This is a genomic window from Intestinimonas massiliensis (ex Afouda et al. 2020), from assembly GCF_900626285.1.
Classification (GTDB): Bacteria; Bacillota; Clostridia; order Oscillospirales; family Oscillospiraceae; genus Flavonifractor; species Flavonifractor massiliensis_A.
The window spans coordinates 2,112,211-2,134,767 of record NZ_LR131147.1 but is presented as its reverse complement, the minus strand read 5'-3'; the positions used below and the strand labels follow the sequence as shown (position 1 = coordinate 2,134,767).

The 22,557-nt window shown below is 64.4% G+C and carries 20 protein-coding genes and 1 riboswitch; of the genes, 13 read left to right on the top strand and 7 right to left on the bottom strand.

From position 1 onward, the window contains the following. Positions 1–29: 29 nt before the first annotated feature. Positions 30–611: an HD domain-containing protein gene (locus tag E0E41_RS10690; protein WP_130869891.1), complete on the top strand. Its 582-nt coding sequence runs from the start codon at positions 30–32 to the stop codon at positions 609–611. 3 nt (positions 612–614) lie between these two features. Beyond that, complete coding sequence (locus E0E41_RS10685; RefSeq protein ID WP_130869890.1) at positions 615–1,997, top strand: MATE family efflux transporter; 1,383 nt, start codon at positions 615–617, stop codon at positions 1,995–1,997. Between the two features lie 48 nt (positions 1,998–2,045). On the opposite strand, the gene E0E41_RS10680 is transcribed toward E0E41_RS10685, so the two are convergent. Further along, on the bottom strand, positions 2,046–2,663 hold the full coding sequence (locus E0E41_RS10680; RefSeq protein ID WP_130869889.1) for a TatD family nuclease-associated radical SAM protein: 618 nt from the start codon (positions 2,661–2,663) through the stop codon (positions 2,046–2,048). A gap of 16 nt (positions 2,664–2,679) precedes the next feature. Further along, entirely contained in the window at positions 2,680–3,447 is a 768-nt protein-coding gene (locus E0E41_RS10675) for a TatD family hydrolase (RefSeq protein ID WP_130869888.1), read from the bottom strand. Between the two features lie 81 nt (positions 3,448–3,528). Next, positions 3,529–3,601: riboswitch (Fluoride riboswitch) on the top strand. A gap of 53 nt (positions 3,602–3,654) precedes the next feature. On the opposite strand from E0E41_RS10675, the gene E0E41_RS10670 reads away from it, so the two are divergent. Continuing rightward, positions 3,655–4,833, top strand: a complete 1,179-nt coding sequence (locus E0E41_RS10670) for a cation:proton antiporter domain-containing protein (protein ID WP_130869887.1) — start codon at positions 3,655–3,657, stop codon at positions 4,831–4,833. A gap of 43 nt (positions 4,834–4,876) precedes the next feature. Here E0E41_RS10670 and metG read toward each other — a convergent pair whose 3' ends face one another. Next, positions 4,877–6,931 (bottom strand): methionine--tRNA ligase, encoded by a 2,055-nt coding sequence (metG, locus tag E0E41_RS10665; protein ID WP_130869886.1) that lies wholly within the window; start codon positions 6,929–6,931, stop codon positions 4,877–4,879. After that, on the bottom strand, positions 6,924–7,739 hold the full coding sequence (locus E0E41_RS10660; protein WP_130869885.1) for a hypothetical protein: 816 nt from the start codon (positions 7,737–7,739) through the stop codon (positions 6,924–6,926). Before E0E41_RS10660 ends, metG begins: the two co-directional genes overlap by 8 nt. Positions 7,740–7,932: 193 nt before the next feature. On the opposite strand from E0E41_RS10660, the gene E0E41_RS10655 reads away from it, so the two are divergent. Continuing rightward, positions 7,933–9,255, top strand: a complete 1,323-nt coding sequence (locus E0E41_RS10655; protein WP_130869884.1) for an MATE family efflux transporter — start codon at positions 7,933–7,935, stop codon at positions 9,253–9,255. A gap of 14 nt (positions 9,256–9,269) precedes the next feature. Here the strand turns inward: E0E41_RS10655 and E0E41_RS10650 are convergent, their stop codons facing one another. The 3 genes from E0E41_RS10650 to E0E41_RS10640 form a co-directional block, all read right to left on the bottom strand. Further along, positions 9,270–10,865 (bottom strand): ABC-F family ATP-binding cassette domain-containing protein, encoded by a 1,596-nt coding sequence (locus E0E41_RS10650; RefSeq protein WP_130869883.1) that lies wholly within the window; start codon positions 10,863–10,865, stop codon positions 9,270–9,272. Between the two features lie 115 nt (positions 10,866–10,980). Then, positions 10,981–11,985, bottom strand: coding sequence for an ATP-binding protein (locus E0E41_RS10645; protein WP_130869882.1), 1,005 nt, complete (start codon positions 11,983–11,985; stop codon positions 10,981–10,983). 3 nt (positions 11,986–11,988) lie between these two features. After that, positions 11,989–12,963 (bottom strand): DnaD domain protein, encoded by a 975-nt coding sequence (locus E0E41_RS10640; RefSeq protein ID WP_130869881.1) that lies wholly within the window; start codon positions 12,961–12,963, stop codon positions 11,989–11,991. A 286-nt stretch (positions 12,964–13,249) separates the two neighbouring features. On the opposite strand from E0E41_RS10640, the gene E0E41_RS10635 reads away from it, so the two are divergent. The 9 genes from E0E41_RS10635 to E0E41_RS10595 all read left to right on the top strand — a co-directional run bounded on the left by E0E41_RS10635 (position 13,250) and on the right by E0E41_RS10595 (position 22,551). Further along, entirely contained in the window at positions 13,250–13,747 is a 498-nt protein-coding gene (locus E0E41_RS10635) for a hypothetical protein (RefSeq protein ID WP_130869880.1), read from the top strand. Positions 13,748–13,915: 168 nt separating this feature from the next. Continuing rightward, positions 13,916–14,233 carry a cell division protein ZapA gene (locus tag E0E41_RS10630; RefSeq protein ID WP_130869879.1) on the top strand — a complete coding sequence of 106 codons (318 nt, stop codon included), beginning with the start codon at positions 13,916–13,918 and terminating at the stop codon, positions 14,231–14,233. 36 nt (positions 14,234–14,269) lie between these two features. Next, the gene (locus E0E41_RS10625) at positions 14,270–16,348 is read left to right on the top strand and encodes a U32 family peptidase (protein ID WP_130869878.1); all 2,079 of its coding nucleotides are present in this window, start codon (positions 14,270–14,272) and stop codon (positions 16,346–16,348) included. Positions 16,349–16,356: 8 nt separating this feature from the next. Then, positions 16,357–16,806, top strand: coding sequence for a dUTP diphosphatase (gene dut / locus E0E41_RS10620; RefSeq protein ID WP_130869877.1), 450 nt, complete (start codon positions 16,357–16,359; stop codon positions 16,804–16,806). 82 nt (positions 16,807–16,888) lie between these two features. Beyond that, positions 16,889–17,482 (top strand): Maf family protein, encoded by a 594-nt coding sequence (locus E0E41_RS10615; protein ID WP_130869876.1) that lies wholly within the window; start codon positions 16,889–16,891, stop codon positions 17,480–17,482. A gap of 12 nt (positions 17,483–17,494) precedes the next feature. Then, positions 17,495–18,340 (top strand): rod shape-determining protein MreC, encoded by an 846-nt coding sequence (gene mreC, locus E0E41_RS10610; protein ID WP_130869875.1) that lies wholly within the window; start codon positions 17,495–17,497, stop codon positions 18,338–18,340. Between the two features lie 24 nt (positions 18,341–18,364). After that, positions 18,365–18,877, top strand: coding sequence for a rod shape-determining protein MreD (mreD, locus tag E0E41_RS10605; RefSeq protein WP_130869874.1), 513 nt, complete (start codon positions 18,365–18,367; stop codon positions 18,875–18,877). Between the two features lie 14 nt (positions 18,878–18,891). After that, a complete protein-coding gene (locus E0E41_RS10600; protein ID WP_130869873.1) occupies positions 18,892–20,349 on the top strand; it encodes a DUF6056 family protein in 1,458 nt (485 codons plus the stop codon). Between the two features lie 21 nt (positions 20,350–20,370). Then, the gene (locus E0E41_RS10595; protein WP_130869872.1) at positions 20,371–22,551 is read left to right on the top strand and encodes a penicillin-binding transpeptidase domain-containing protein; all 2,181 of its coding nucleotides are present in this window, start codon (positions 20,371–20,373) and stop codon (positions 22,549–22,551) included. Positions 22,552–22,557: the final 6 nt, after the last annotated feature.

Genomic DNA, 22,557 nt, shown 5'->3' with positions numbered 1-22,557 from the left:
CGAAACTGAAATAAATGAGGAGAACGGTCATGGACGCCAAGGAAGTATTTCTGCAGATCTACCGGGAGAACATCCATCGGGACGGCGCTGACGCCCTGCTGGACTACCTGGAGCACAAGAGCGACTTTTTTACTGCCCCCGCTTCGGCCCGGTTTCACGGGGCCTACGCAGGCGGCCTGTGTCAGCACAGCGTCAACGTCTATCAGTGCCTGAGCGCCTACCTGGAGCGGGAGCGGGTGAGGGAGCTGTACGGTCTGGAGTACACCCAGGAGAGCGTTGCCCTGGTGGCCCTGCTCCACGACGTGTGCAAGATCGGCTGCTACCAGGCTGGCTCCCGCAACGTGAAGGGCTCCGACGGCAAGTGGCAGGCGGTGCCCACCTTCTACTACAAGGATGAGCTGCCCTACGGCCACGGGGAGAAGAGCGTGTACATCCTCTCCGGCTTCCTGCGGCTCACCCGGGAGGAGGCCATGGCCATCCGCTGGCACATGGGCTTTTCGGGCGACGAGGACAAGCGCCTGGTGGGCCAGGCGCTCCAGCAGTATCCCCTTGCTTTTGCCCTCAGCGTGGCGGACATGGAGGCCACGTACTTTTTGGAGAAGGAGGAGTAAGCGGTGGCAAAGCGGGAAAATGACCTGGGCCGGGATCCGGTAGGCAAGCTGCTGCTGCGGCTGGCCGTGCCGTCGGTGACCGCCCAGCTGGTCAATGCCCTGTACAACATCGTGGACCGGATGTACATCGGCCACATCGAGGGGGTGGGCGACCTGGCCCTCACCGGCCTGGGTGTGTGCTTCCCGGTGCTCATGTTCGTCTCCGCCATCTCCTCCCTGGTGGGTATGGGGGGCGGCTCCCGGGCGGTGGTGCGCATGGGCGAGGGCAAGGAGGACCAGGCCAACGCCATCCTGGGCAGCTGTAGCGCGCTGCTCATCGTTCTGGCGGTGGCGGCCACGGCATTTTTCCAGGTCGTGAAGGAGCCCATGCTCCTGCTGTTCGGCGCCACGCCGGAGACCATCGGTTACGCCAGCGACTATCTCACCATCTATCTGTGGGGCAGTATTTTTGTGGAGCTCTCCCTGGGCCTCAACTTCTTCATCACCGCCCAGGGCTTTTCCACCATGTCCATGGCCACGGTGCTCATCGGCGCGGTGACCAACATCGTGCTGGACCCCATCCTGATCTTCGGCTTCAACATGGGGGTGAAGGGCGCGGCCCTGGCCACCATTACCGCCCAGGCGGTGTCCGCGGTGTGGGTGGTCCGTTTCCTCACCGGCAAGCGCACCAAGCTGAAACTCCAGAGACGGTTCTTCCGGGTCAACTTCAGGGTGCTGGCTCCGGTGCTGGCCCTGGGTGTGTCCCCCTTCATCATGAACTCCACCGAGAGCCTGGTGAACATCGCCTTCAACTCCTCCCTGAAGGCCTACGGCGGCAACCCCGCCGTGGGAGCCATGACCATCTGCTCCAGTGTCATGCAGATCTTCTTCCTGCTGCTCCAGGGCCTCGCCCAGGGGGCACAGCCCATTATCGGCTTCAATTACGGCTCCGGCCAGCTGGACCGGGTGAAGAAGGCCTGCCGCCTGCTGGTCACCTGCGCCCTCACCTTCAGCTGCGCCGCCTGCGCCGCACTTGAGCTCTTCCCCGGCCTGTTCGTGGGATTGTTCAACGACAAGCCGGAGCTGGTGGAGACAGCGGTGTGGGCTCTGCGGGTGTACGCCGGGGGCATGTTCATTCTGGGCATCCAGACCTCCTGCCAGCAGAGCTTCGTGGCCCTGGGGCAGGCCAAGGTGTCCCTCTTCCTGGCCCTGCTGCGGAAGATCATCCTGCTCATTCCCCTGATCCTGATTCTCCCCCACATCTTCAGCGATCAGGTGTTCGCCGTGTTCCTGGCCGAGCCGGTGGCCGACATTGCCGCCGCCATCACCACCGGCAGCATGTTCCTCTGGCGCTTCCCCCGCATTCTGGAGCACCGGAGAGCGGAGCTGGCCGAGAAAAAAGGGTAAAAAAAGCCGCCGCCTGCTGGAAAACAGGCGGCGGCCTTTTCTTGACAATCAGTCGGGGATGTAGGCCCGGATGCGGAGGGTGACCCCCAGCTTCTCCGTGATAGCACGGCAGCGGGCGATGTCCTCCTCCGTCTTGTCCTTATCCACAATGGTCATCACCACGTGGGGCACATAGGCCCGGCACTTTCCGGCAAAGTCCAGCATGTCGTCCCAGGCCTTGGTCCCGCTGCGGGGCCGGGTGACGGCGCAGTACTCCTCCGGCGTGGAGCCGTTGAGGGAGATGGAGATGGTGTCAATGCGGCCCTTCAGCTCGGGGGTCACGTCCCGGCCCAGAATGGCGTTGGCGTGGCCGTTGGTGTTGATGCGCACCGGGGGCAGGTTGGGCACCTTCGCCTTCAGCTGATCCACCAGCCACAGGATGTCGTCGGTGCGGTACATGGGCTCCCCGAAGCCGCAGAACACCAGCTCCCGGTATTTGGAGTAGTCCCGGGAGAGCAGGTTCTCCAGAGCCTCCTCCCGGGTGGGCTCGTGCTCCAGCCACAGGTCGTCGGCATAGATGGACCCCTTGTGGCCGTTGTGCCGCAGGCAGAATACGCAGGAGCAGTCACACTTGTTGGTCAGGTTGACATAAAGCGCGCCCTCGTATTCATAGGAAATGGTCTCCATGTGTAAAATACCTCCTTTATTGGATGGCAAAAAACCGCTTGCCGTTTTCCAGGGTGATGCGCAGGACTTCCTCGGTGGTCAGCCCTTTCAGCTGGGCCACCGTCTGAGCCATGAGGGGGATGAGGGAGGAGTCGCACCGGCGGCCCCGATAGGGCTCTGGGGCCATATAGGGGGCGTCGGTCTCCAGCATGAGGCGCTCCATGGGCAGCCAGCGGATGATCTCCGGCGCCCGCCGGGCGTTGCGGAAGGTGATGTTGCCGGTGAAGGAGAGCATCCAGCCCTTGTTCACCAGCACCTTGGCGTCCTCGATGCTGCCCGAGTAGCAGTGGAACACCCCCCGGGCCCTGGGGTGGGCCCGTACCAGGTCCATGCAGTCCCTGTGGGCGTCCCGGTCATGGACGATGGCGGGCAGATCCAGCTCCTCCGCCAGGGAGAGCTGGGCGTCGAAGAAGTCCCGGGAGTTGGCCCGGTCCTCCGGTGTCTTGACCCAGTAGTAGTCCAGGCCGATCTCCCCTACCGCCACGCACTTGGGATGGGCGCACAGGGCCTTCACCTGGTCCAGGTCGGAAAGGGCCGCCCCCTCCAGGTTCTCCGGGTGGAGCCCGGCGGCAAAGTAGAGGTAATCGTACCGCTCCGCCAGGGCCATGGACTGCCGGGAGCTGTCCAGGTCGCAGCCGGGACAGACCACCAGGTCCACCCCCTGCTCCGGCAGGGCGGACAGCAGGGCGTCCCGGTCGGCGTCAAAGGCGTCGTCATAGTAATGGGCGTGGGTGTCGAAGATCATAGGGGCCTCCTGTTGCTGTTTTTCTTATCATACCCCCTTTTTGACCCGTTGACAAGGGGCGAGGGCTGTGGTATACTGCCCGAGGAATACGGGGATGAGGTCCTCCCGGGGCGTTTGCCCGAACCGCCGGTTGGCTGATGACTTCTGCAGATTTTGCAGGGGGCATCAGTATTTTTTTACGCTTCGCCCCCGGAGAGGAAGAAAGTTATGTTAACAAGTATCGCCTATGTCCTGCTGCTGGGCCTGGGGCTGGGAGCCCTGGCCCGCCTGGTCCGCCTGCCGCCCCTGGTGGGGATGCTGGCGGCCGGCATCCTGCTGGGGCCATGTGTCCTCAACCTGCTGTCCCCCGACCTGCTGAACATCTCCGCCGACCTGCGGCAGCTGGCCCTCATCATCATTCTGGCCCGGGCGGGCCTGAGCCTGGAGCTGGACGACCTGCGCCGGGCGGGCCGGCCGGCGGTGCTCATGTGCTTCGTGCCCGCCAGCTTTGAGGTGCTGGGCATGGTGGTGCTGGCCCCCCGGCTGCTGGGGGTGAGCCTGCTGGACGCCGCCATCATGGGGGCGGTGGTGGGGGCAGTGTCCCCCGCCGTCATCGTGCCCCGGATGCTCAAGCTCATGAGCGAGGGATACGGGACCGACAAGGGCATCCCCCAGATGATTCTGGCGGGGGCCTCGGTGGACGACGTGTTCGTCATCGTCCTGTTCACCTCCTTTACCTCCATGGCCCAGGGGGGCTCCTTCTCCCCTGCCGCCCTGGCGGGAGTGCCGGTGTCCATCGTCCTGGGGGCGGCCTTGGGCCTGGTGGTGGGCCTCCTGCTGGCCAGGTTCTTTGAAGGGCTCCACATGCGGGATTCGGTGAAGGTGGTCATCCTGCTGGCCCTGGCCTTTCTGCTGGTGGCCCTGGAGGACGTGATCCCGGTGCCCTTCTCCGGCCTGCTGGCGGTGCTGGGTATGGGCCTGGGTCTGCGCCGGTGGCGTCCGGTGGTGGCCGACCGGCTCACCGCCAAGTTCGGCAAGCTGTGGGTGTGGGCGGAGGTCATGCTCTTTGTTCTGGTGGGCGCCGAGGTGGACCTGAGCTACGCCGCTGCCGCCGGACTGGCCGCCGTGGCCACCGTGCTGGGGGTGCTGTGCTTCCGGGCCCTGGGTGTGCTCCTCTGCGTGGCGGGGAGCAGGCTCACCAAAAAGGAGCGGCTCTTCGCCGTGCTGGCCTACCTGCCCAAGGCCACCGTCCAGGCCGCCATCGGCGGCGTGCCCCTGGCCATGGGTCTGAGCTGCGGGCAGGTGGTGCTCACCGTGGCGGTCATCGCCATCCTGGTCACCGCACCCCTGGGGGCTCTGGCCATCGACGCCAGCTACAAGAAGCTGCTGGAGCGGACAGAGGAATAAAAAAGAGGCGCTGCCATGCAGCGCCTCTTTTTTGATTCGTAACTCAGCACAGGCCGTAGCCGGCGGGTACCTTGTCGTCCAGCATGATCAGGTGGAGCTTCTCGGAGCCGTCGGCCTCCTCCTTCACCGCGGAGATCAGCATGCCGTTGGACATGAGGCCCATCATCTTCCGGGGCTTCAGGTTGGTGCAGGCCACCACGGTCTTGCCCACCAGCTCCTCGGGCTCATAGTACTCGTGGATGCCGGAGAGGATCTGGCGGGGGAAGGCCTCGCCGCAGTCCAGGGTGAACCGCAGCAGCTTGGAGGACTTGGGCACCGCCTCGCAGGCCAGGATCTTGGCGGTGACGAACTTCACCTTGTTGAAGTCGTCGATGGTGATATACTCAGGCTCGGCAGGGGCCTCGGCCTTCTTCTCAACAGCCTCAGCGGGCTTCTTCTCCAGCTCCTCCAACTCTTTCAGCTCCTTCTCCATATCGATGCGGGGGAACAGGTTGGCCCCCTTGGTTACCGCTGCGTCCGCGGGCAGCAGGCCCCACGTTCCGGCGGACTCCCAGGTCCGCAGGTCCGCGCCGGCGCCGATCTGCTCAAAGATCTTCCCGCAGGTGTCGGGCATGAAGGGGGTGAGCAGCACGGCGGAGATGCGCACACACTCCAGCAGGTTGTACAGCACGTGGGCCAGGCGGCCCTTCTGAGCCTCATCCTTGGCCAGCACCCAGGGCTTGTTCTCGTCGATATACTTGTTGGCCCGGCCGATGAGCTTGAACACCTCCATCAGGGCGTCCTGGAAGGCGTACTGCTCCATCCTGTCCTCGTAGGCATCCCGCAGCACGGCGGCCAGGGAGATCAGCTCCACGTCGAACTTGCGGGGGTCGTCCTCCGGGAACTGCATGGACAGACCCACATCGCCATGGGCCTGGGCCAGCATGGACGCCAGGTCCCGCTCGTCCTCGGTGGTTCCGCTGTCGGCGGGCAGGTTCTGACCGAAGTACTTGCCCACCATGGCGGTGGTGCGGCTCACCAGGTTGCCCAGGTCGTTGGCCAGGTCGGTGTTGATCCGGCCGATGAGGGCCTCGTTGGAGAAGTTGCCGTCGGTGCCGAAGGGGAACTCCCGCAGCAGGAAGTACCGCAGGGCGTCCACGCCGTAGCGCTGGGCCAGCAGGTAGGGGTCCACCACGTTGCCCTTGGACTTGCTCATCTTGCCGCCGTCCAGCAGCAGCCAGCCGTGGCCGAACACCTTCTTGGGCAGGGGCATGTCCATGCTCATCAGCATGGCGGGCCAGATGATGGAGTGGAAGCGGATGATCTCCTTGCCGATGAAGTGGACGTCGGCGGGCCAGTACTTGTCGTAGTCGTCATACTTGTCGTTCATGAAGCCCAGGGCGGTGGTGTAGTTGAACAGGGCGTCAATCCACACATAGACCACATGGCCGGGGTCAAAGTCCACCGGAATACCCCACTGGAAGGAGGTGCGGGACACGCACAGGTCCTCCAGGCCGGGCTTGATGAAGTTGTTGATCATCTCGTTGACCCGGCTCCGGGGCTCCAAAAAGTCGGTGTCCTCCAGCAGGTGCTGGATCCGGTCGGCGTACTTGGACAGACGGAAGAAGTAGGCCTCCTCCTCGGCGTCCTGGACCTCCCGGCCGCAGTCGGGGCACTTGCCGTCCACCAGCTGGCTCTCGGTCCAGAAGGACTCGCAGGGCTTGCAGTACTTGCCCACGTACTTGCCCTTGTAGATGTCCCCCTTCTCGTACATCTTCTTAAAAATCTTCTGGATGGCGGCCACATGGTAGTCGTCAGTGGTGCGGATGAACCGGTCGTTGGAGATGTTCATCAGCTTCCACAGATCCTTGACGCCCTGGGGCCCCTCCACAATGCGGTCCACAAATTCCTTGGGGGAGACGCCGGCCTCCTTGGCCTTGTCCTCGATCTTCTGGCCGTGCTCGTCGGTGCCGGTGAGGAACATCACGTCATAGCCCTGGAGCCGCTTGTACCGGGCCATGGCGTCGGTGGCCACGGTGCAGTAGGTGTGTCCGATGTGGAGCTTGTCCGAGGGGTAATAGATGGGGGTGGTGATATAGAACTTTTTCTTTTCAGGCATCAGAGGATCCCTCCGTATCGTGCTCGCCCTGGGCGGGAAGCTCCGGCCGGGCGGCGTTGTGCAGCAGTGTCACGGTATTGGTCAGCAGGTAGAGGATGGTGAAGGCGTACAGCAGCATATCGGCCAGCTGGTGGCCGTCCGCCAGGGTCACCAGGGAGAAGTACACCCCCAGCAGGGAAAACAGGCAGGTGAGGAAGGGCCGGCCCCGCTCAAAGGAGAAGCTGGCGGCGCTGTACAGGCCCAGCAGGCCGGCAATGATGGCGAACAGCTCGTACACATAGTCCAGCTGTACCGGGTCCCCCGCCCGCACCTGGTAGGCGGCGATGAGCCACACACAGAAGGCGTAGGCCGGCATCAGCAGCTTGAAGCTGTACTTGCCGTTGCTGAGGCCCCGCAGGTTGTCCCGCACCGTCAGCATCACGCACACCCCGGCGATGAGGGCCAGCACCGCGGTGATGAGCCGGGTGTATACCAGCTCGCCGCCCATCAGGGGCTCGGCGGCCATCAGGGCGCCGGCGCCCAGCAGCAGAAAGCCGGAGAGTACCCCCGCCGTGGCGTACAGGGTGTTTCCCTGGGCCTGGAAGGCCTGGCTGTAGCCGGAGAGGTTTCCCTTCTTCCCCCAGCACAGCAGAGCCAGCAGGACCACCATCACCACCGACAGGGCGATCAGGGCCAGATTGGCCGGGGCGCCGGGGACGGCCAGGCCGGTATCCGGCTCAAATCCGGTGTCCAGACCCCACCGCCGCAGGGCGAATCCCGCGCCGCCGCCGATGACGGCCACGGCCGGAACCAAAATTTCTTTCCGCATTGTCAGCATCCTTTCCGGATGAAATGAGTTCGAGTATATAGTATAGCACAGCCTGGAAAAAAGTGCACGGATTTTCTCAGAATCCCCGCCCTTTACAGTCTATCTTACCGTCTCCCCGGCAAAAAGGCAAGCGGGCACTTGTATTTTTCCCTGTAGCCTGTTATCATGCCTGAGAAAGGAATGTGGAAGGACCATGCGGATTGACCTGACCCGGGGCGGCATCACCCGCCCCATGCTGCTCTTTGCCGGACCCATGATCGCCGGAGATCTGCTCCAGCAGTGCTACAACATCGCCGACACCCTCATCGTGGGCCGGGCCCTGGGTCCCACCGCCCTGGCGGCGGTGGGCTTCTCCTTTACCCTGATGACTTTCCTGACCTCGGTGCTGCTGGGGCTGTGCATGGGCAGCGGGGCCCTGTGGTCCATGCTCTACGGAGCGGGAGAGACCGACGCCCTCAAGCGGTGCCTGTTCGCCTCGTTCCTGCTGATCGGCGGGGCAGCGGTGGTCCTCAACGTGGGGGTGCAGGTCTTTCTGGCGCCCATTATGGCCCTGCTTCAGATTCCGCCGGAGGCCTGGGCGGATACCTGGTCCTACCTGCGGGTGGTGCTGTTCGGGGTGTGCTTTACCTTCCTCTACAACTATTTTGCCTGCCTGCTGCGGGCGGTGGGCAACTCCACCGCGCCCCTGGTCTTTCTGGCGGTGTCCACGGTGCTGAACATCGGCCTGGACCTGTGGTTCGTGCTGGGCCTGGGCTGGGGGGTGGCGGGGGCCGCCGGGGCCACGGTGCTGGCCCAGGGGGTGTCCGCCGCCGGCATCGCCGCCTACTGCTGGAAACGGGTGGATCTGCTCCGGCTGGAGCGGCGGCACCTGACCGCCAGCCGGGGGGAGCTGGGCCGCATCGTCAGCTATTCCACCCTCACCTGTGTGCAGCAGTCGGTGATGAATTTCGGCATCCTGATGGTCCAGGGCCTGGTGAACTCCTTCGGGGTCAACGTGATGGCGGCCTTCGCCGCGGCGGTGAAGATCGACGCCTTCGCCTACCTGCCCGTTCAGGACTTCGGCAACGCCTTCTCCACCTACGTGGCCCAGAACACCGGGGCCCAGAAGGCGGAGCGCATCCGCCGGGGGATCCGCTCCGCGGTGTGGGTGTCCGTGGGATTCTGCATCATCAGCTCCCTGCTGGTCTGCCTCTTTGCCGCCCCGCTGATGGGCCTGTTCGTGGACCCGGCGGAGACGGAGATCGTGGCCGTGGGTGTGGAGTACCTGCGCATCGAGGGCATGTGCTACTGCGGTATCGGCATCCTCTTCCTGCTCTACGGCCTGTTCCGGGGCCTGGGCCGGCCGGGGGTGTCGGTGGTGCTCACCGTGGTCTCCCTGGGCACCCGGGTGGCCCTGGCCTACCTGCTCTCCCCCATCCCGGCCATCGGCCTGAAGGGCATCTGGTGGGCGGTGCCCATCGGCTGGGCCCTGGCCGACCTGGCGGGACTGATCTTCTACCGCAGAAAACCGGCATAAAAAGAAGGAGGGTGTCAGCCCTCCTTCATGCTCTCCAGATATTCGTCATAGGTCATCTTCCGGTCGATGAGCTTGCCGTCGTCGGTGAAGTCAAACACCCGGTTGCACACCGTCTGGATCAGCTGGTGGTCGTGGCAGGCCACCAGCACGTTGCACTTCACGGCCTCCAGGCCGTTGTTCAGGGCGGCGATGGACTCCAGATCCAGGTGGTTGGTGGGCTGGTCCAGCAGCAGCACGTTGGCCCCGGACAGCATCATCCGGGACAGCATGCACCGCACCTTCTCGCCGCCGGAGAGGACCTTGACGGGCTTGTACACCTCGTCCCCGGAGAACAGCATCCGGCCCAGGAAGCCCCGGAGATAGGCCTCGTGGGGGTCGGAGGACCACTGGCGCAGCCACTCCACCAGGTTGTCGTCGCAGTCCTTGAAGAACTCGGTGTTGTCCTTGGGGAAGTAGGAGAAGGTGGCGGTCTGGCCCCACTTCACGGTGCCCTCGTCGGGCTCCATCTCCCCGGTGAGGATCTTGAACAGGGCGGTCTGGGCGTTCTCGTTGTCGCCCACGAAGGCGATCTTGTCCCCATGGCCCACGATGAAGGACACCTTGTCCAGCACCTTCACCCCGTCGATGGTCTTGGACACGTCGGTGACGAACAGGATGTCCTTGCCCACCTCCCGGTCGGGGGAGAAGGCCACCCAGGGATAGCGGCGGGAGGAGGCGGGGATCTCCTCCAGAGTGATCTTTTCCAGCAGCTTGCGCCGGGCGGTGGCCTGCTTGCTCTTGGACTTGTTGGCGGAGAACCGGGAGATGAACTCCTTCAGCTCCTGGGCCTTCTCCTCGTTCTTCTTGTTCTGGTTCTTCATCAGGTTCTGCATCAGCTGGGATGCGTCGTACCAGAAGTCGTAGTTGCCCACGTAGAGCTTGATCTTGTTGTAGTCGATGTCCACGATGTGGGTGCAGATGGTGTTGAGGAAGTGCCGGTCGTGGCTCACCACGATGACGGTGCCCTCAAAGTCCAGCAAAAAGTCCTCCAGCCAGTTGGTGGCGGCGATGTCCAGGTTGTTGGTGGGCTCGTCCATCATCAGGATGTCCGGGTTGCCGAACAGGGCCTGAGCCAGCAGCACCTTCACCTTCAGCCGGGGATCCAGGGTCTCCATGGAGGTCTGGTGGAACTCGGTGCCCACCCCCAGGCCCTGGAGGATGCGGGAGGCGTCGCTCTCGGCCTCCCAGCCGCCCAGCTCGGCAAACTCCTCCTCCAGCTCGCAGGCCCGGATGCCGTCCTCCTCGGTCATCTCCTCTTTCTCATAGAGGGCGTCCTTCTCCTTGCCGATGTCGTACAGACGCTTGTTGCCCATGATGACGGTGTCCATGACGGAGTAGGCGTTATAGGCGTTCTGGTCCTGCTTGAGCACCGACATGCGGGTGTTGGGCAGGATGGACACCTCGCCGGAGGTGGGCTCCAGCTGGCCGGAGAGGATTTTCAGAAAAGTGGACTTGCCCGCGCCGTTGGCGCCGATGATGCCGTAGCAGTTGCCCTTGGTGAACTGCAGATCCACGTGGGAAAAAAGGGGCTGGCCGCTGTAGGCCAGCGTCAAATCGGAAACTGTGATCATGTAGAACTCCTTATAAAAACAAAAAGGTGAAAGATAAGCCCAAATAGTATATCATAAATTCCCCGGAAAGCAAGATAAAAGGAGGCGGCCGCCCTCCGGCGGCCGCCTCCCGGGGTCACAGCTGTTTTTTCCGCAGCAGGCGGATGTCCTCCCCGTAGAAGGGAAGCACCCGGTACTCGCCTTCCAGCCGGGAGGCGATCTGGGGGGTGTACCGCTGGCGGACCTGATCCATGCTCAGGTTGGAGGAGATCACCGTCCGCTTGTCTGCCGACAGCCGGGAGTTGACCAGGGTGTACAGGGCGGACTGGACAAAAGGCGTGGTAAGCTCGCTGCCCAGATCGTCCAGGATCAGCAGGTCGCAGCCCAGGTAGCGCTTGGTCTCGTCCCTGGCCTCCCCCGCCTCCAGCCGGTCCCGGGCGAACTTCTGCTCCTCAAACTGGGTAAAGATGTTCACCGCCGTGTCGTACACCACCGAAAAGCCAAGCTCCGACACCGTGCGGGCGATGCAGGCGGACAGGAAGGTCTTGCCCAGCCCCGGGGCCCCGGTGAGGAACAGGTTGCGGAAGTAGAACTTGCCGAATTTCTGGGCGTAGTTCAAACACACCTCGTAGATGAACTCCATGTTCTCCCGGGGCGGCACGCTCTCCCCCGGCCAGGGCAGGGGGGAGTAGCAGTCCAGGGAGAAGCTGTCAAAGGACTGCTCCCCCAGGTCCAGCAGCTTGGACAGCTCCTTGATCTGCTCCTGGGTGCACAGGGCCCGGAGGCAGGAGCACATCTGGCTGCCCACCCAGCCGGTGTCGCTGCACTTGGGACAGGCGGGGCGGTCGTCCAGGGCGTCGGGGGAATAGCCGTGGTCGGTGAGCAAGCGGGTCCGCTCCGCCTGCAGGTCCAGGTTCCGGTCTTTGATAACCCCGATGGCGGGCACCGGGTCCCGCCCCTCCTTCAGGGAGGCGGCAATGATCTGGTAGATGGTGCCCTTCAGCTCCTTGTCGATCTCCGCCACCCGGGGCAGCCGGGCGTAGATCTCCCGCCGGGTCTGCTCCTGCCGGACGGCCCGGAGCTTGCGCTGCTCCTCCAGCCGCCGGGTGGCCCGCCGGAGGACGGCAGGTTCGTATCCCATGGCTTACTTCCCCTCCTGTCTGTTCTGCTTGCGCATGAATTCCCGCATCCGCGCCAGGTCCTCCCGCACCCGGCGGTCGGCATCGCCGGGGACGGCGGGCTGATCCTGCATGGCGGGGGCGGCGGCCTTCCGGCGGGGCTTGTCCCCCGCCTCGATCTCCGCCGGGGTGTGCAGGTTGTTCCGGTGCCACCGGACCAGGATGCCGTTCATATAGTCCCAGTCCATCTTCTGCTTCTTGTACACCGTCTTTTCGTAGGCCATCCGGAGGGCTCCGTCCTCGAAGCCCATGTCCGTCCAGGCGGCCACCTTCTTCCGCTCCCCCTCCACCAGGGGCCGGGGAGGCAGGTCCAGCAGCTTGAGGATCTCCCCCTCCCGGGTGCGGTAGAGGGCCTGCCGCTTCAGGTGGGCTTCGGCGGCCTGGGCAGTGTCCACCCCCAGCCGCTTCCACACGAAGCCCTCCTTCTGGATCTGGGACATGCGGGGCTTCCGGCCGGCGCCGTATTTCCGCTCAAACTCCTCCACGCACCAGCTCACCAGCAGGCAGATCACCTCGGCGGGGAGGGCCAAATAGTCGTACAGGGTGTACAGGCTCTTCAGGTCGGAGGTGGACAGAATCTTGCCCAGCCGCCGCTGCACCTCATTCACCAGGCTGGGGAAGGAGGAATCCGCCTGCTCCAGCTCCCGGGTGATGTCGGCGGCGGTGTAGTCCGGGGGCCCGTCGGGAGCGGCGGGGGGCGGCGCCTCCTGTCGGGCGCTGCCGTCGGACAGACCCAGGGACTTGAGGGCGGCCACCGCCTCCTCCAGCCGGATCTCGTCCCACTTCAAGGCCTTCCGGGCGGCGGAGGGCACCAGCTCCCCTCCGTGGCCCAACAGCCACAGATAGAGCAGCGCCCCGTCCCCGCTGCCGGCGGCGATGAGCCGGTCGGCCGCCCGGCGGTCCATGGATATGATATTGCCCGGCAGCAGCAGCTCCGGCATAGGGCATCCCCCTTTCCCCATAATATCGTATTTTATATCATACCACATGCCGGGGGGAGGGCACAATCCCACAGCAGACATTTCCGGCAGAACAGGATTGCGGGGACAGAGCAAATAGGATACAATGATGGTGAGAAAGTGCTGTGCGACTGGAAAGCGAGGCGCTAATATGAAAAAGAGATCTCTTTTCCTTGCGGCTGCCGTTTGCGTCTGTCTGCTTGCCGCCCTTCTCCTCGGAGGCCGCGGGTCTCACGGGGATGGGACGGCAGCAGATGAACCCGGTCTTTTGGCCGAATATCACGGGAAAAAGGTGTACCAGGCGGACGTGGAGACCTATTCCGACACGGCCCGGTTTCTTGCCGGGGAGGGCGCCGAGCTTCCAACCGAGCGGGAGATTCTGACGGAGCTCCTGCAAAACACGGTTCTGCTGGAGGAAGCCCAGCGGCTTGGATACGCTGCCACCCAGGACGAGATCGACGCCATGGTGGAGAATGCGAAACAGGGCTATGCGCTCCCCGAAGGCAAAGCCCTGCTGGAGGAGTACTGCCAGTGGGCCGGCATCACGGTGGACGAGTACTTTGTGGAGCTGGAGGCCCAGGCATCCAGCACCATCGCGCGGCAGAAGCTCCTGAACGCGGTGGGGGAGGAGTTCTGCGAAGAAAACGGGCTGACCTTTACGAAAGTCAACCCGCCGCCGGAACTGCTGCAGGCCCAGGAAACCTACGTGGCCGACCTGTTTGCCCAGGCCCGGGAAGAGATCACTTATTACAACGGCGCCGGTTAGCCCATAAGGGGCGGTTCCGGACGACAGAAGCCCGCAGGCGGAATGAGAGGTCATTCTGTCCGCGGGCTTCCTGCATCCCCCGAAAATTCACGAAGAATTTATTTTTCATCTCCCTGTATGTGTGATATAATAGGGTAACTTATTATGACTATGGTCAGGAGGGGTACCATGAAAAACCGCGTCACCGTCACCATCGCCGGTCAGGAATACACCCTGGTGGGCAGCGAGGAGCCCAGCTATACCGAGAAGGTGGCCGCCCATGTGGACGCCAAGGTGCAGGAGGTCCTGGATGGGTCCAGAGTATCCCTGGTGGACGGAGCGGTGCTGGCGGCGGTCAACATCGCCGATGAGTACTTCAAAGAGGTGGAGACGGCGGAGAACCTGCGCCGCCAGCTGAAGGAGTACCTGGAGGAAGCCACCAAGATGAAGCTGGAGCTGTCCGAGGCCAAGCGGGAGATCTTCAAGCTGCAGAACAAGAAACAGTAAAAAGGGGGCCTGTGCCCCCTTTTTGGGAGGGATACCATGCTGGAACTGCTCGCCCCCGCCGGGTCCATGGAGGCCGTGGCGGCGGCCGTACAGAACGGCGCTGACGCCGTCTATCTGGGATATGGGGACTTCAATGCCCGCCGCAACGCGAAAAATTTCTCGGAGGAGGAGTTTGCGGCGGCGGTTTCTTATTGCCATGTGCGGGGGGCCAAGGTGTACCTGACCCTCAACACCCTGCTCACCGACCGGGAGCTGCCGAAGGCGGCGGAGTTTGCCGTCCGGGCCAGCCAGATCGGGGCCGACGCGGTGCTGGTGCAGGACATGGGCGTGGTGCGTATGCTGCGGCAGGCGGCCCCCGACCTGCCCGTCCACGCCTCCACCCAGATGACCATTCACAACCTGGACGGGGTGAAGATGGCGGCCGACCTGGGTATGAGCCGGGCGGTGCTCTCCCGGGAGCTGAGCCGGGACCAGATCGAGTATATCTGTGAGCGCTCCCCCATCGAGATCGAGGTGTTCGCCCACGGGGCCCTGTGCATGTGCTATTCCGGCCAGTGCTTCCTGTCCTCCGTCATCGGGGGCCGCTCCGGCAACCGGGGCCTGTGCGCCCAGCCCTGCCGGCTGAAGTACGGCTGGATGGACAAGGCCGACGGCAACCCCCTGTCCCTGAAGGACCTGTCCCTGGCGGGCCATCTGCGGGAGCTGCGGAAGATGGGGGTGGCCTGCGTCAAGCTGGAGGGCCGGATGAAGCGGCCGGAGTATGTGGCGGTGGTCACCGGGATTTATTCCAGAGCCATCAAGGAGGACCGGGAGCCCACGGCGGAGGAGCTGGAGCAGCTGCGGGCCGCCTTCTCCCGGCAGGGCTTCACCCAGGGCTACTACCTGGACCAGCAGGGTCCCGACATGTTCGGCGTCCGGGAGGAGGAGAAGGAGCCCCGCGAGCTCTTTGCCGCCGCCCGCAACACCTACCAGAGCGGGGAGGCCCAGCGGGTGCCGGTGACCTTCTACGCCATGATCCGCCCCGGCGAGCCCGCCCACGTGGGGGTGGAGGACCCCCAGGGGCGCGTGGTGACGGTGGAGGGCCAGGTGCCCGAGGCCGCCCGCACCCGGCCCCTGACGCCTGAGGCGGTGGAGACCCAGCTCTCCCGCACCGGCGGCACCCCCTACCGCTGCGCTAAGGTGCGGGCTTTGGTGGAGGACGACCTGTCCCTCCCCCTGGCGGCCCTCAATGCCCTGCGGCGGCAGGCCCTGGACGGCCTGACGAAGCAGCGGGAGGAGCCCCCCAAGCGCCGGCACGGGGAGTATCACCCCGGCGCCCGGTATGAAAATCAGAAGGAGCCGCCGGTGCTCACCGTCTCGGTGCGCACGGCGGAACAGGTGACAAAGGAGCTGCTGGACCTGGGTCCGGCCATGGTGTATATCCCCCTGGAGGAGCTGGCCGCCCACCCGGAGAAGGCCCAGGCCCCGGCGGGCACGAAAATCGGGGTCATCCTGCCCCGGATCGCCTGGGACCGGGAGATGGGGCGGGTGGAGGAGCAGCTGCGGCAGGTGAAGGACCTGGGGGTGACCGACGCCCTCATCGGCAACCTGGGGATGCTGCCCGTAGCAAAGGAGCTGGGCTTCACCCTCCGGGGAGATTTCGGCCTGGAGGTCTATAATTCCCAGGCGGTGAAAGAATATAAGAGACTGGGCCTCTCCTCCCTCACCCTGTCCTTTGAGCTGAAATTCCCCCAGATCCGGGACATCTCCAAGAGCCTGGATACCGAACTCATTACCTACGGCCGGTTGCCCCTGATGATCATGGAGAACTGCATCATCAAGAACCGCACCGGCTCCTGCAACTGTCAGAACACCAACATCCTCACCGACCGGAAGGGCGCCCGGTTCCCGGTGGTGAAGGCCCCCGGCTGCCGCAACGAGCTTTTGAATTCCCAAAAGCTGTTTCTGGCGGACAAGACCGCCGACTATAAGCGGCTGGGCCTGTGGGCGCAGCGGCTGCTGTTCACCACCGAAAATCCCCGGGAGTGCGTCCAGGTGGCCCAGCGGTATCTGGATCAGGGGGGCTGGAGCCCCAACGAGTACACCAGAGGTCTGTATTATCGAGACGTGGAGTAATTTTACCTATGAGATTGAAGATCAAAGCGGTGTCCCCCAAGGTGGGGACCGAGATCCCGCTGCCCAGCCGGGGCACGGAAGGCTCCGCCGGGCTGGACCTGCGGGCCTGCCTGGACGAGCCGGTGAGCATCGCCCCCCGGCAGCTGGTGCGCATCCCCACCGGCATCGCCGTCGCCCTGCCGGGGCCGGAGTACGTGGCCCTGGTGTTCGCCCGGTCGGGGCTGGGCATCAAACACGGCATCTCCCTGTCCAACGGGGTGGGGGTCATCGACAGCGACTACCGGGGGGAGATCCAGGTGGGGCTCACCAACCTGTCCGACACCCTCTATACCGTCCAGCCCGGGGACCGGATCGCCCAGCTGGTGGTGACTCCGGTGGTGACCCCGGAGCTGGAGGTCGTGGAGGAGTTGGAGGACACCGGCCGGGGGGCCGGCGGGTTCGGTTCCACCGGACGGTAAGCGCCCCCGGCAAAATCATGTAGGGGCGGCCTTTGTGGCCGCCCGCCGCCGTCAAGGCGGTGCAGAAAGGAATAACAGTCACATGGATATCATTTTGGCCTCCCAGAGCCCCCGGCGGCGGGAGCTTCTGGAGCGCATGGGGGTGCGGGATTTCCGCATTGTGACCCCCAACATAGACGAGCATATGGACCGGAACCTGCCGCCCGAGGAGCTGGTGCGCCGCATTTCCCTGGAGAAAGCCCTGGCGGTACAGGCCCAGGAGGGAAACGGCCCCATCATCATCGCCGCCGACACGGTGGTGGCCCTGGACGGGGCGGTGCTGGGCAAGCCGGCGGACCAGCTGGAGGCCTTCAAGATGCTCTCCACCCTGTCCGGCTGCCGCCATCAGGTGTACACCGGTATGACGGTGCTCTGGGGCGAGGAGCGCCACACCGTCAGCGAGGAGACCACCGTCACCTTCCGGGAGTTGAGTTCTGAGGAGATAGACCGCTATATCGCCACGGGGGAGCCCATGGACAAGGCCGGGGCCTACGGCATCCAGGGCTACGGCGCCCTGCTGGTGGAGGGCATCCAGGGCGATTATTACAACGTGATGGGCCTGCCGGTGTGCCGGCTGGGCTGCCTGCTGCGTCAGCTGGGGGTGGACTGCCTGTCCCTGGCCGCCGGGCAGGGATAAGGGGACAGAATTGTGAAAGACTTTTTCCGGCGCAACGGATTGCTCATCCTCATCGCAGCCATCCTGCTGGCCCTGGTGACGGCGGTGGTGTCCGCCCTGCTGGGCGGGACGGCGGCGCCCTTCTCCAATCTGGCCAACATCCTCACCACCCCGGTGCGGGGCGGCATCAACGCCCTGGTAAACTGGACGGAGGAGAAGTACTCCGACGCCTTTGAGCAGGAGCAGCTCAAGCAGGAGAACGAGGAGCTGAAGCAGCGGGTTTCCGAGCTGGAGGAGAAGGAGCGGGAGTACGAGGCCGCCCTCCAGGAGAACGAACGGCTGCGCAACGTGCTGGAGCTGCGCCCCAAGGAGCGCAGCTTTGACGAGCTGGAATCCGCCATGGTCACCGCCCGGGAGACCTCCAACTGGGCCTCCACCCTCACCCTGAGCAAGGGCTCCGCCCAGGGAGTGGCGGTGGACGACTGCGTGGTGGACGAGTACTGGAACCTGGTGGGTGTGGTGGCCACGGTGGGGGAAAACTGGTGCACCGTGCGCACCCTCATCGACTCGGACACCGAGATGGGCGGGCTCATCTCCCGCACCGGCGGCGCCGCCATTCTGGAAGGGGATCTGGCCCTGATGGGCGAGGGCAAGCTGAAGCTGACCTTCCTGCCGGAGAACAGCCAGCTCATGTCAGGCGACCTGGTGACCACCTCCGGCCGGGGCGGCGTCTACCCCTCCGGCATTGTGGCCGGCCATGTGGAGGAAGTGCGCACCGACGCCTCCGGCATCGGCCAGTACGCCGTCATCGTGCCCGAGACCGACCTGGACAATCTGAAGCAGGTCTTTATCATCAAGGACTTCACCATTGTGGAGTGAGCCCGTAAGGAGGGACAGCGTTCCGTGACGACCCAGGACTTTTTCATCAAATGGGGGGTATACGGCCTGGCGCTGCTGCCGGTGTGGTTCTGCGAGTGCTTTCTGCTCAACCGGATCCCCATCCTGGGGGTGATCCCCATGCTGCTCCCACTGGCCGCCGTGGCCGTGGCGGTGCTGGAGGGGACGGTGGCCGGCGCCGGCTTTGGCCTGGCGGTGGGCATTTTGTGCGACGCGGTATATTTCGGCACCAACGGCGCCATGACCATCGGCATCTGCGTGGCGGGCATGCTGGCCGGTGCGCTGGCCCAGAACCTGCTGCGGCAGAACCTGCTGGGCTGCCTGCTGTGCTCCCTGCTGGCTCTGGCTGCCATCGACGGCGTGCGTATTCTGGTCCGGCTGCTCCTGGGAAAAGGGGAACTGGGCGCCATGCTCTCCCTGGCCGGACGGGAGATCCTGATCTCCATGATTTTTGTGTTCCCGGTGTACGCCCTGTTCCTGTGGGTATACCATCGGGTGCCCAAGAAAACCGTTTTGTAGAAAGAGAGAGAACCATGGATACCATCCGTACATGCTGGCAGAAGTACGGGCCCTGGCTGCTGCTGGCCCTGCTCATTGCCAGCCTGATTCCCATCCTGCTGCTGGGCCGGTATGACTGGCCCTCCTCCGACGACTACTGCTACGCCTACCTGCCCCACGAGGCGCTGCTCCAGGGAGGCAGCTTCTGGGGCGAGGTGTGGCACACCATGTGGGGCTACTACAAGAGCTGGCAGGGCACCTTCATGGCCCTGGGGCTCATGTCGGTCACTCCCCTCGCCTTCTCTGAGTACCTCTACTGGCTCACCCCGGTGGTGATGCTGGCCTCCCTGTGCATCGGCACCTTCAAGCTCGCCGACACCCTGGTGCGCCGGGGCCTGGGGGGCACCTGGCGGCAGACGGTGTTTGTGGCTGCTCCCATGCTGCTCCTCTCCATCCAGTTCATCCCCTCCCCCAAGGACAGCCTCTACTGGTGGAACGGGGCGGTGTACTATACCTTTACCTACGGCATCATGCTGCTGCTGGTTGAGCGGTTTGCCGCCCTCAGGCTGGCAAAGACCCGGCGGCAGACCCTGTGGGCGGTGCTCCCCGGCATCCTGGCGGGCATCCTGGTGGGGGGGAGCAACTACGTCTCCGCCCTGCTGGCCACCCTCATCGGCGGGCTGTTCCTGCTGTGGTTCCTGTGGAAGGAGCGGGGGAAGTTTTTCCCCGGCCTGGTACTCTTCCTCGCCCTGGTGATCCCCTTTGCCGTCAGCTTCCTGGCCCCCGGCAACCAGGTGCGGCAGGATTCCGCCGCCGAGCCCCTGGGCGCGGTGGGGGCGGTGGTCATGTCCATTCTCCAGGCGGGAAAGGACTGCCTGACCTGGCCCAACTGGGTGGATATTTTCGCCCTGCTGCTGCTCATCCCCGCGGTGTGGGGCCTCACCGGCAAGGTGAAGTTCTCTTTCCCCCTGCCTCTGATTTTTTCCGTGTTCACCTTCCTGCTCTTCGCCGCCCAGAACGCCCCCCACTACTACGCCCTGTCCCAGGCGGGCCCCGAGCGGCTGCGGAGCATCGTGTACTATTCCTTTTACTGGCTCATCGTACTCAACCTGTGGTACTGGCTGGGCTGGCTCCGCCGGGCGGTGCTGCCCCGGATCAGGGAGCCGGAACAGCTGCTGCGCCGGTGCCGGCGGCTGATCCCGGTGGTGCTGGTGCTGCTGGTGGTGGTGGGCCTGGGCCGGTGCTGGGGTTCCCTCACCTGCGTCCGGGCCTGTCGATCCCTGGCCGACGGCTCCGCCGCCGCCTTCTACCAGGAGCAGACCGCCCGCATGGACGATCTGCTGGACCCCGAGGTCACCGACCCGGTGTTTGACCCCATCCGGTCCCGTCCGCCCCTGCTGTACAATTCCGACATCACCGCCGACCCGGCGGACTGGCGGAACAATCTGATGCGTATGTTTTACCATAAGGACAGCGTCTCCCTGTCCCAGTGACCCCCGAGGAGGGAAAGATCCATGGAAGGAAAACAGTTTCACATCCGCACTCTGGTGGTGGCCGGCATCCTGGCCCTGCTGCTGCTGGTCTTTGCCGGCGCGCTTTACCAGCTGCAGGTCCTCCACTGGGAGGACTACCGGGCCGCCTCCACGGTGAAGATCGCCAACACGGAGACGGTGGAGGCCGCCCGCGGAGAGATCGTGGACCGGTACGGCCGCAGCCTGGTGGGCAACCGGGCCACCTATGAGATCACCCTGAACACCTCCGTCATGGGGGAGGAGGCGGAGCGCAACGCCATCCTGCTGGAGCTGATCCACATCTGTCAGGACACCGGCATCACCTGGACGGACACCCTGCCCATCTCGGAGGACGCCCCCTTCACCTACACCAGCGACAGCCCGCTGGTGTATACCGACAGTGAGGGCAAGGTGCAGTTCAATTATCTGGGGGCCCTGCTGGACGCCCTGCCCCTGGGCAAGGACATCCTGCCCGGCCGCTGGAGCCAGAAGGATCTGGACAGCGCCTCCTCCGTGGCGGACCTGGGGACGGGCCTGACGGCGGAAGAGGTCATCGACGGCCTGCGGCAGTACTTCCTCATTGACGAGTCCCTGTCCGACACCGACGCCCGTGCCCTCATCGGGGTGCTCTACGAGGTGAACCTGCGCAGCCGGGACATCCGCCAGACGGAGTATGTCTTTGCGCAAGACGTGAATATCGACGCTATTTCCGGCATTAAAGAACACAGCCTCACCGGCGTGACGGTGAGCGCCACCACCGTCCGGCAGTACAATACCACCAGCGCCGCCCATCTGCTGGGCCGGGTGAGCGTGATCCAGGCTGAAAACTGGGACAACTACAAGAACAAGGGCTACAACATGAACGACAAGGTGGGCATCGGCGGCGTGGAGGGGGCCTTTGAGGACTATCTGCGGGGCGAGTCGGGCACCCTGGTCCAGGAACTGTCCACCAGCGGCAAGGTGGTCAGCGAGTACTGGAAGACGGACAGCGAGACCGGCGAGGCCCTGGAGCCCAAGCCGGGAGACAACGTGATGCTCACCCTGGACCTGCGGCTGCAGGAGAAGGTGGAGGAGGTGCTGGCCTCCACCATCGAGAACCTGAAGTCGGAGGACACCCAGGGCGGCGCCGTGGTGGTGCAGAGCGTCAACGACGGCAGCGTGCTGGCCATGGCCTCCTACCCTACCTTTGACCTGTCCACCATCTATCAGGACACCGAGGCCTATAACGCCGCCCTCAACGACCCCCTGAAGCCATTCAACAACCGGGCTACCAACGGCACCTATCCCCCCGGCTCTACCTTCAAGCCACTGGTGGCCATTGCCGCCCTGCAGGAGGGACTGGTCACCCCGGGGGAGAAGATCCAGGACACCGGCACCTTCCAGCTGCCGGAGGAGGACCACTACCCCTACGGCGACTGGCATCCCCAGTGCTGGTACTACCGTCAGTACCGGGGCACCCACGGCTGGGAGAACCTGGCCGACGCCCTGCGGGACTCCTGCAACATCTACTTCTTTACCCTGGGCCACCGGCTGGGTATCGACCGGATCGACCAGTACGCCGCCCAGTTCGGCCTGGGCCAGACCACCGGCCTGGAGCTGGGGGAGGAGAAGGGCTGGGTGGCCGGTCCGGCAACCAGCGAGGCCCTGGGCATGGAGTGGTACGGCGGCAACCTGCTGAACGCCGCCATCGGCCAGGACAACAACATGGTCACCCCCCTGCAGCTGTCCAACTATATCGCCACCCTGGTGAACGGGGGCAATCACTACGCCACCCACCTGCTGAAGACCGTCAAGTCCAGCGATTACTCCTCCACCGTCTACGAGTATGAGCCCAAGCTGCTCAATACCCTGGACCTGGACCCGGCAAACGTGGAGGCGGTGAAGAAGGGCATGTGGGAGGTGGCCAACGACCCCAAGAGCAGCTCCTCCGCCTACTTCAAGGACCTGCCGGTGGAGGTGGGCGCCAAGACCGGCTCCGCCCAGGTGGCCTCCAATGTGGAGGCCAACGCCCTGTTCGTCTGCTTCGCCCCCTATGACGATCCCCAGATCGTCATCTCCATGGTGGTGGAGCGGGGCGCCTCGGGCAGCAACCTGGCCCAGGCCACCGCGGAGATCGTGGATTACTATTTCAGCGCCGAGAATACCATGGAATCGGTGGGGACCGAGAATACACTACTCCATTGAAGGGAG

Coding starts and splice junctions, on each gene's coding strand:
- E0E41_RS10690 (WP_130869891.1), top strand. CDS start 30: ATGGACGCCAAGGAAGTATTTCTGCAGATCTACCGGGAGAACATCCAT.
- E0E41_RS10680 (WP_130869889.1), bottom strand. CDS start 2,663: ATGGAGACCATTTCCTATGAATACGAGGGCGCGCTTTATGTCAACCTG.
- E0E41_RS10675 (WP_130869888.1), bottom strand. CDS start 3,447: ATGATCTTCGACACCCACGCCCATTACTATGACGACGCCTTTGACGCC.
- E0E41_RS10670 (WP_130869887.1), top strand. CDS start 3,655: ATGTTAACAAGTATCGCCTATGTCCTGCTGCTGGGCCTGGGGCTGGGA.
- metG (WP_130869886.1), bottom strand. CDS start 6,931: ATGCCTGAAAAGAAAAAGTTCTATATCACCACCCCCATCTATTACCCC.
- E0E41_RS10660 (WP_130869885.1), bottom strand. CDS start 7,739: ATGCGGAAAGAAATTTTGGTTCCGGCCGTGGCCGTCATCGGCGGCGGC.
- E0E41_RS10655 (WP_130869884.1), top strand. CDS start 7,933: ATGCGGATTGACCTGACCCGGGGCGGCATCACCCGCCCCATGCTGCTC.
- E0E41_RS10650 (WP_130869883.1), bottom strand. CDS start 10,865: ATGATCACAGTTTCCGATTTGACGCTGGCCTACAGCGGCCAGCCCCTT.
- E0E41_RS10645 (WP_130869882.1), bottom strand. CDS start 11,985: ATGGGATACGAACCTGCCGTCCTCCGGCGGGCCACCCGGCGGCTGGAG.
- E0E41_RS10640 (WP_130869881.1), bottom strand. CDS start 12,963: ATGCCGGAGCTGCTGCTGCCGGGCAATATCATATCCATGGACCGCCGG.
- E0E41_RS10630 (WP_130869879.1), top strand. CDS start 13,916: ATGAAAAACCGCGTCACCGTCACCATCGCCGGTCAGGAATACACCCTG.
- E0E41_RS10625 (WP_130869878.1), top strand. CDS start 14,270: ATGCTGGAACTGCTCGCCCCCGCCGGGTCCATGGAGGCCGTGGCGGCG.
- dut (WP_130869877.1), top strand. CDS start 16,357: ATGAGATTGAAGATCAAAGCGGTGTCCCCCAAGGTGGGGACCGAGATC.
- E0E41_RS10615 (WP_130869876.1), top strand. CDS start 16,889: ATGGATATCATTTTGGCCTCCCAGAGCCCCCGGCGGCGGGAGCTTCTG.
- E0E41_RS10600 (WP_130869873.1), top strand. CDS start 18,892: ATGGATACCATCCGTACATGCTGGCAGAAGTACGGGCCCTGGCTGCTG.
- E0E41_RS10595 (WP_130869872.1), top strand. CDS start 20,371: ATGGAAGGAAAACAGTTTCACATCCGCACTCTGGTGGTGGCCGGCATC.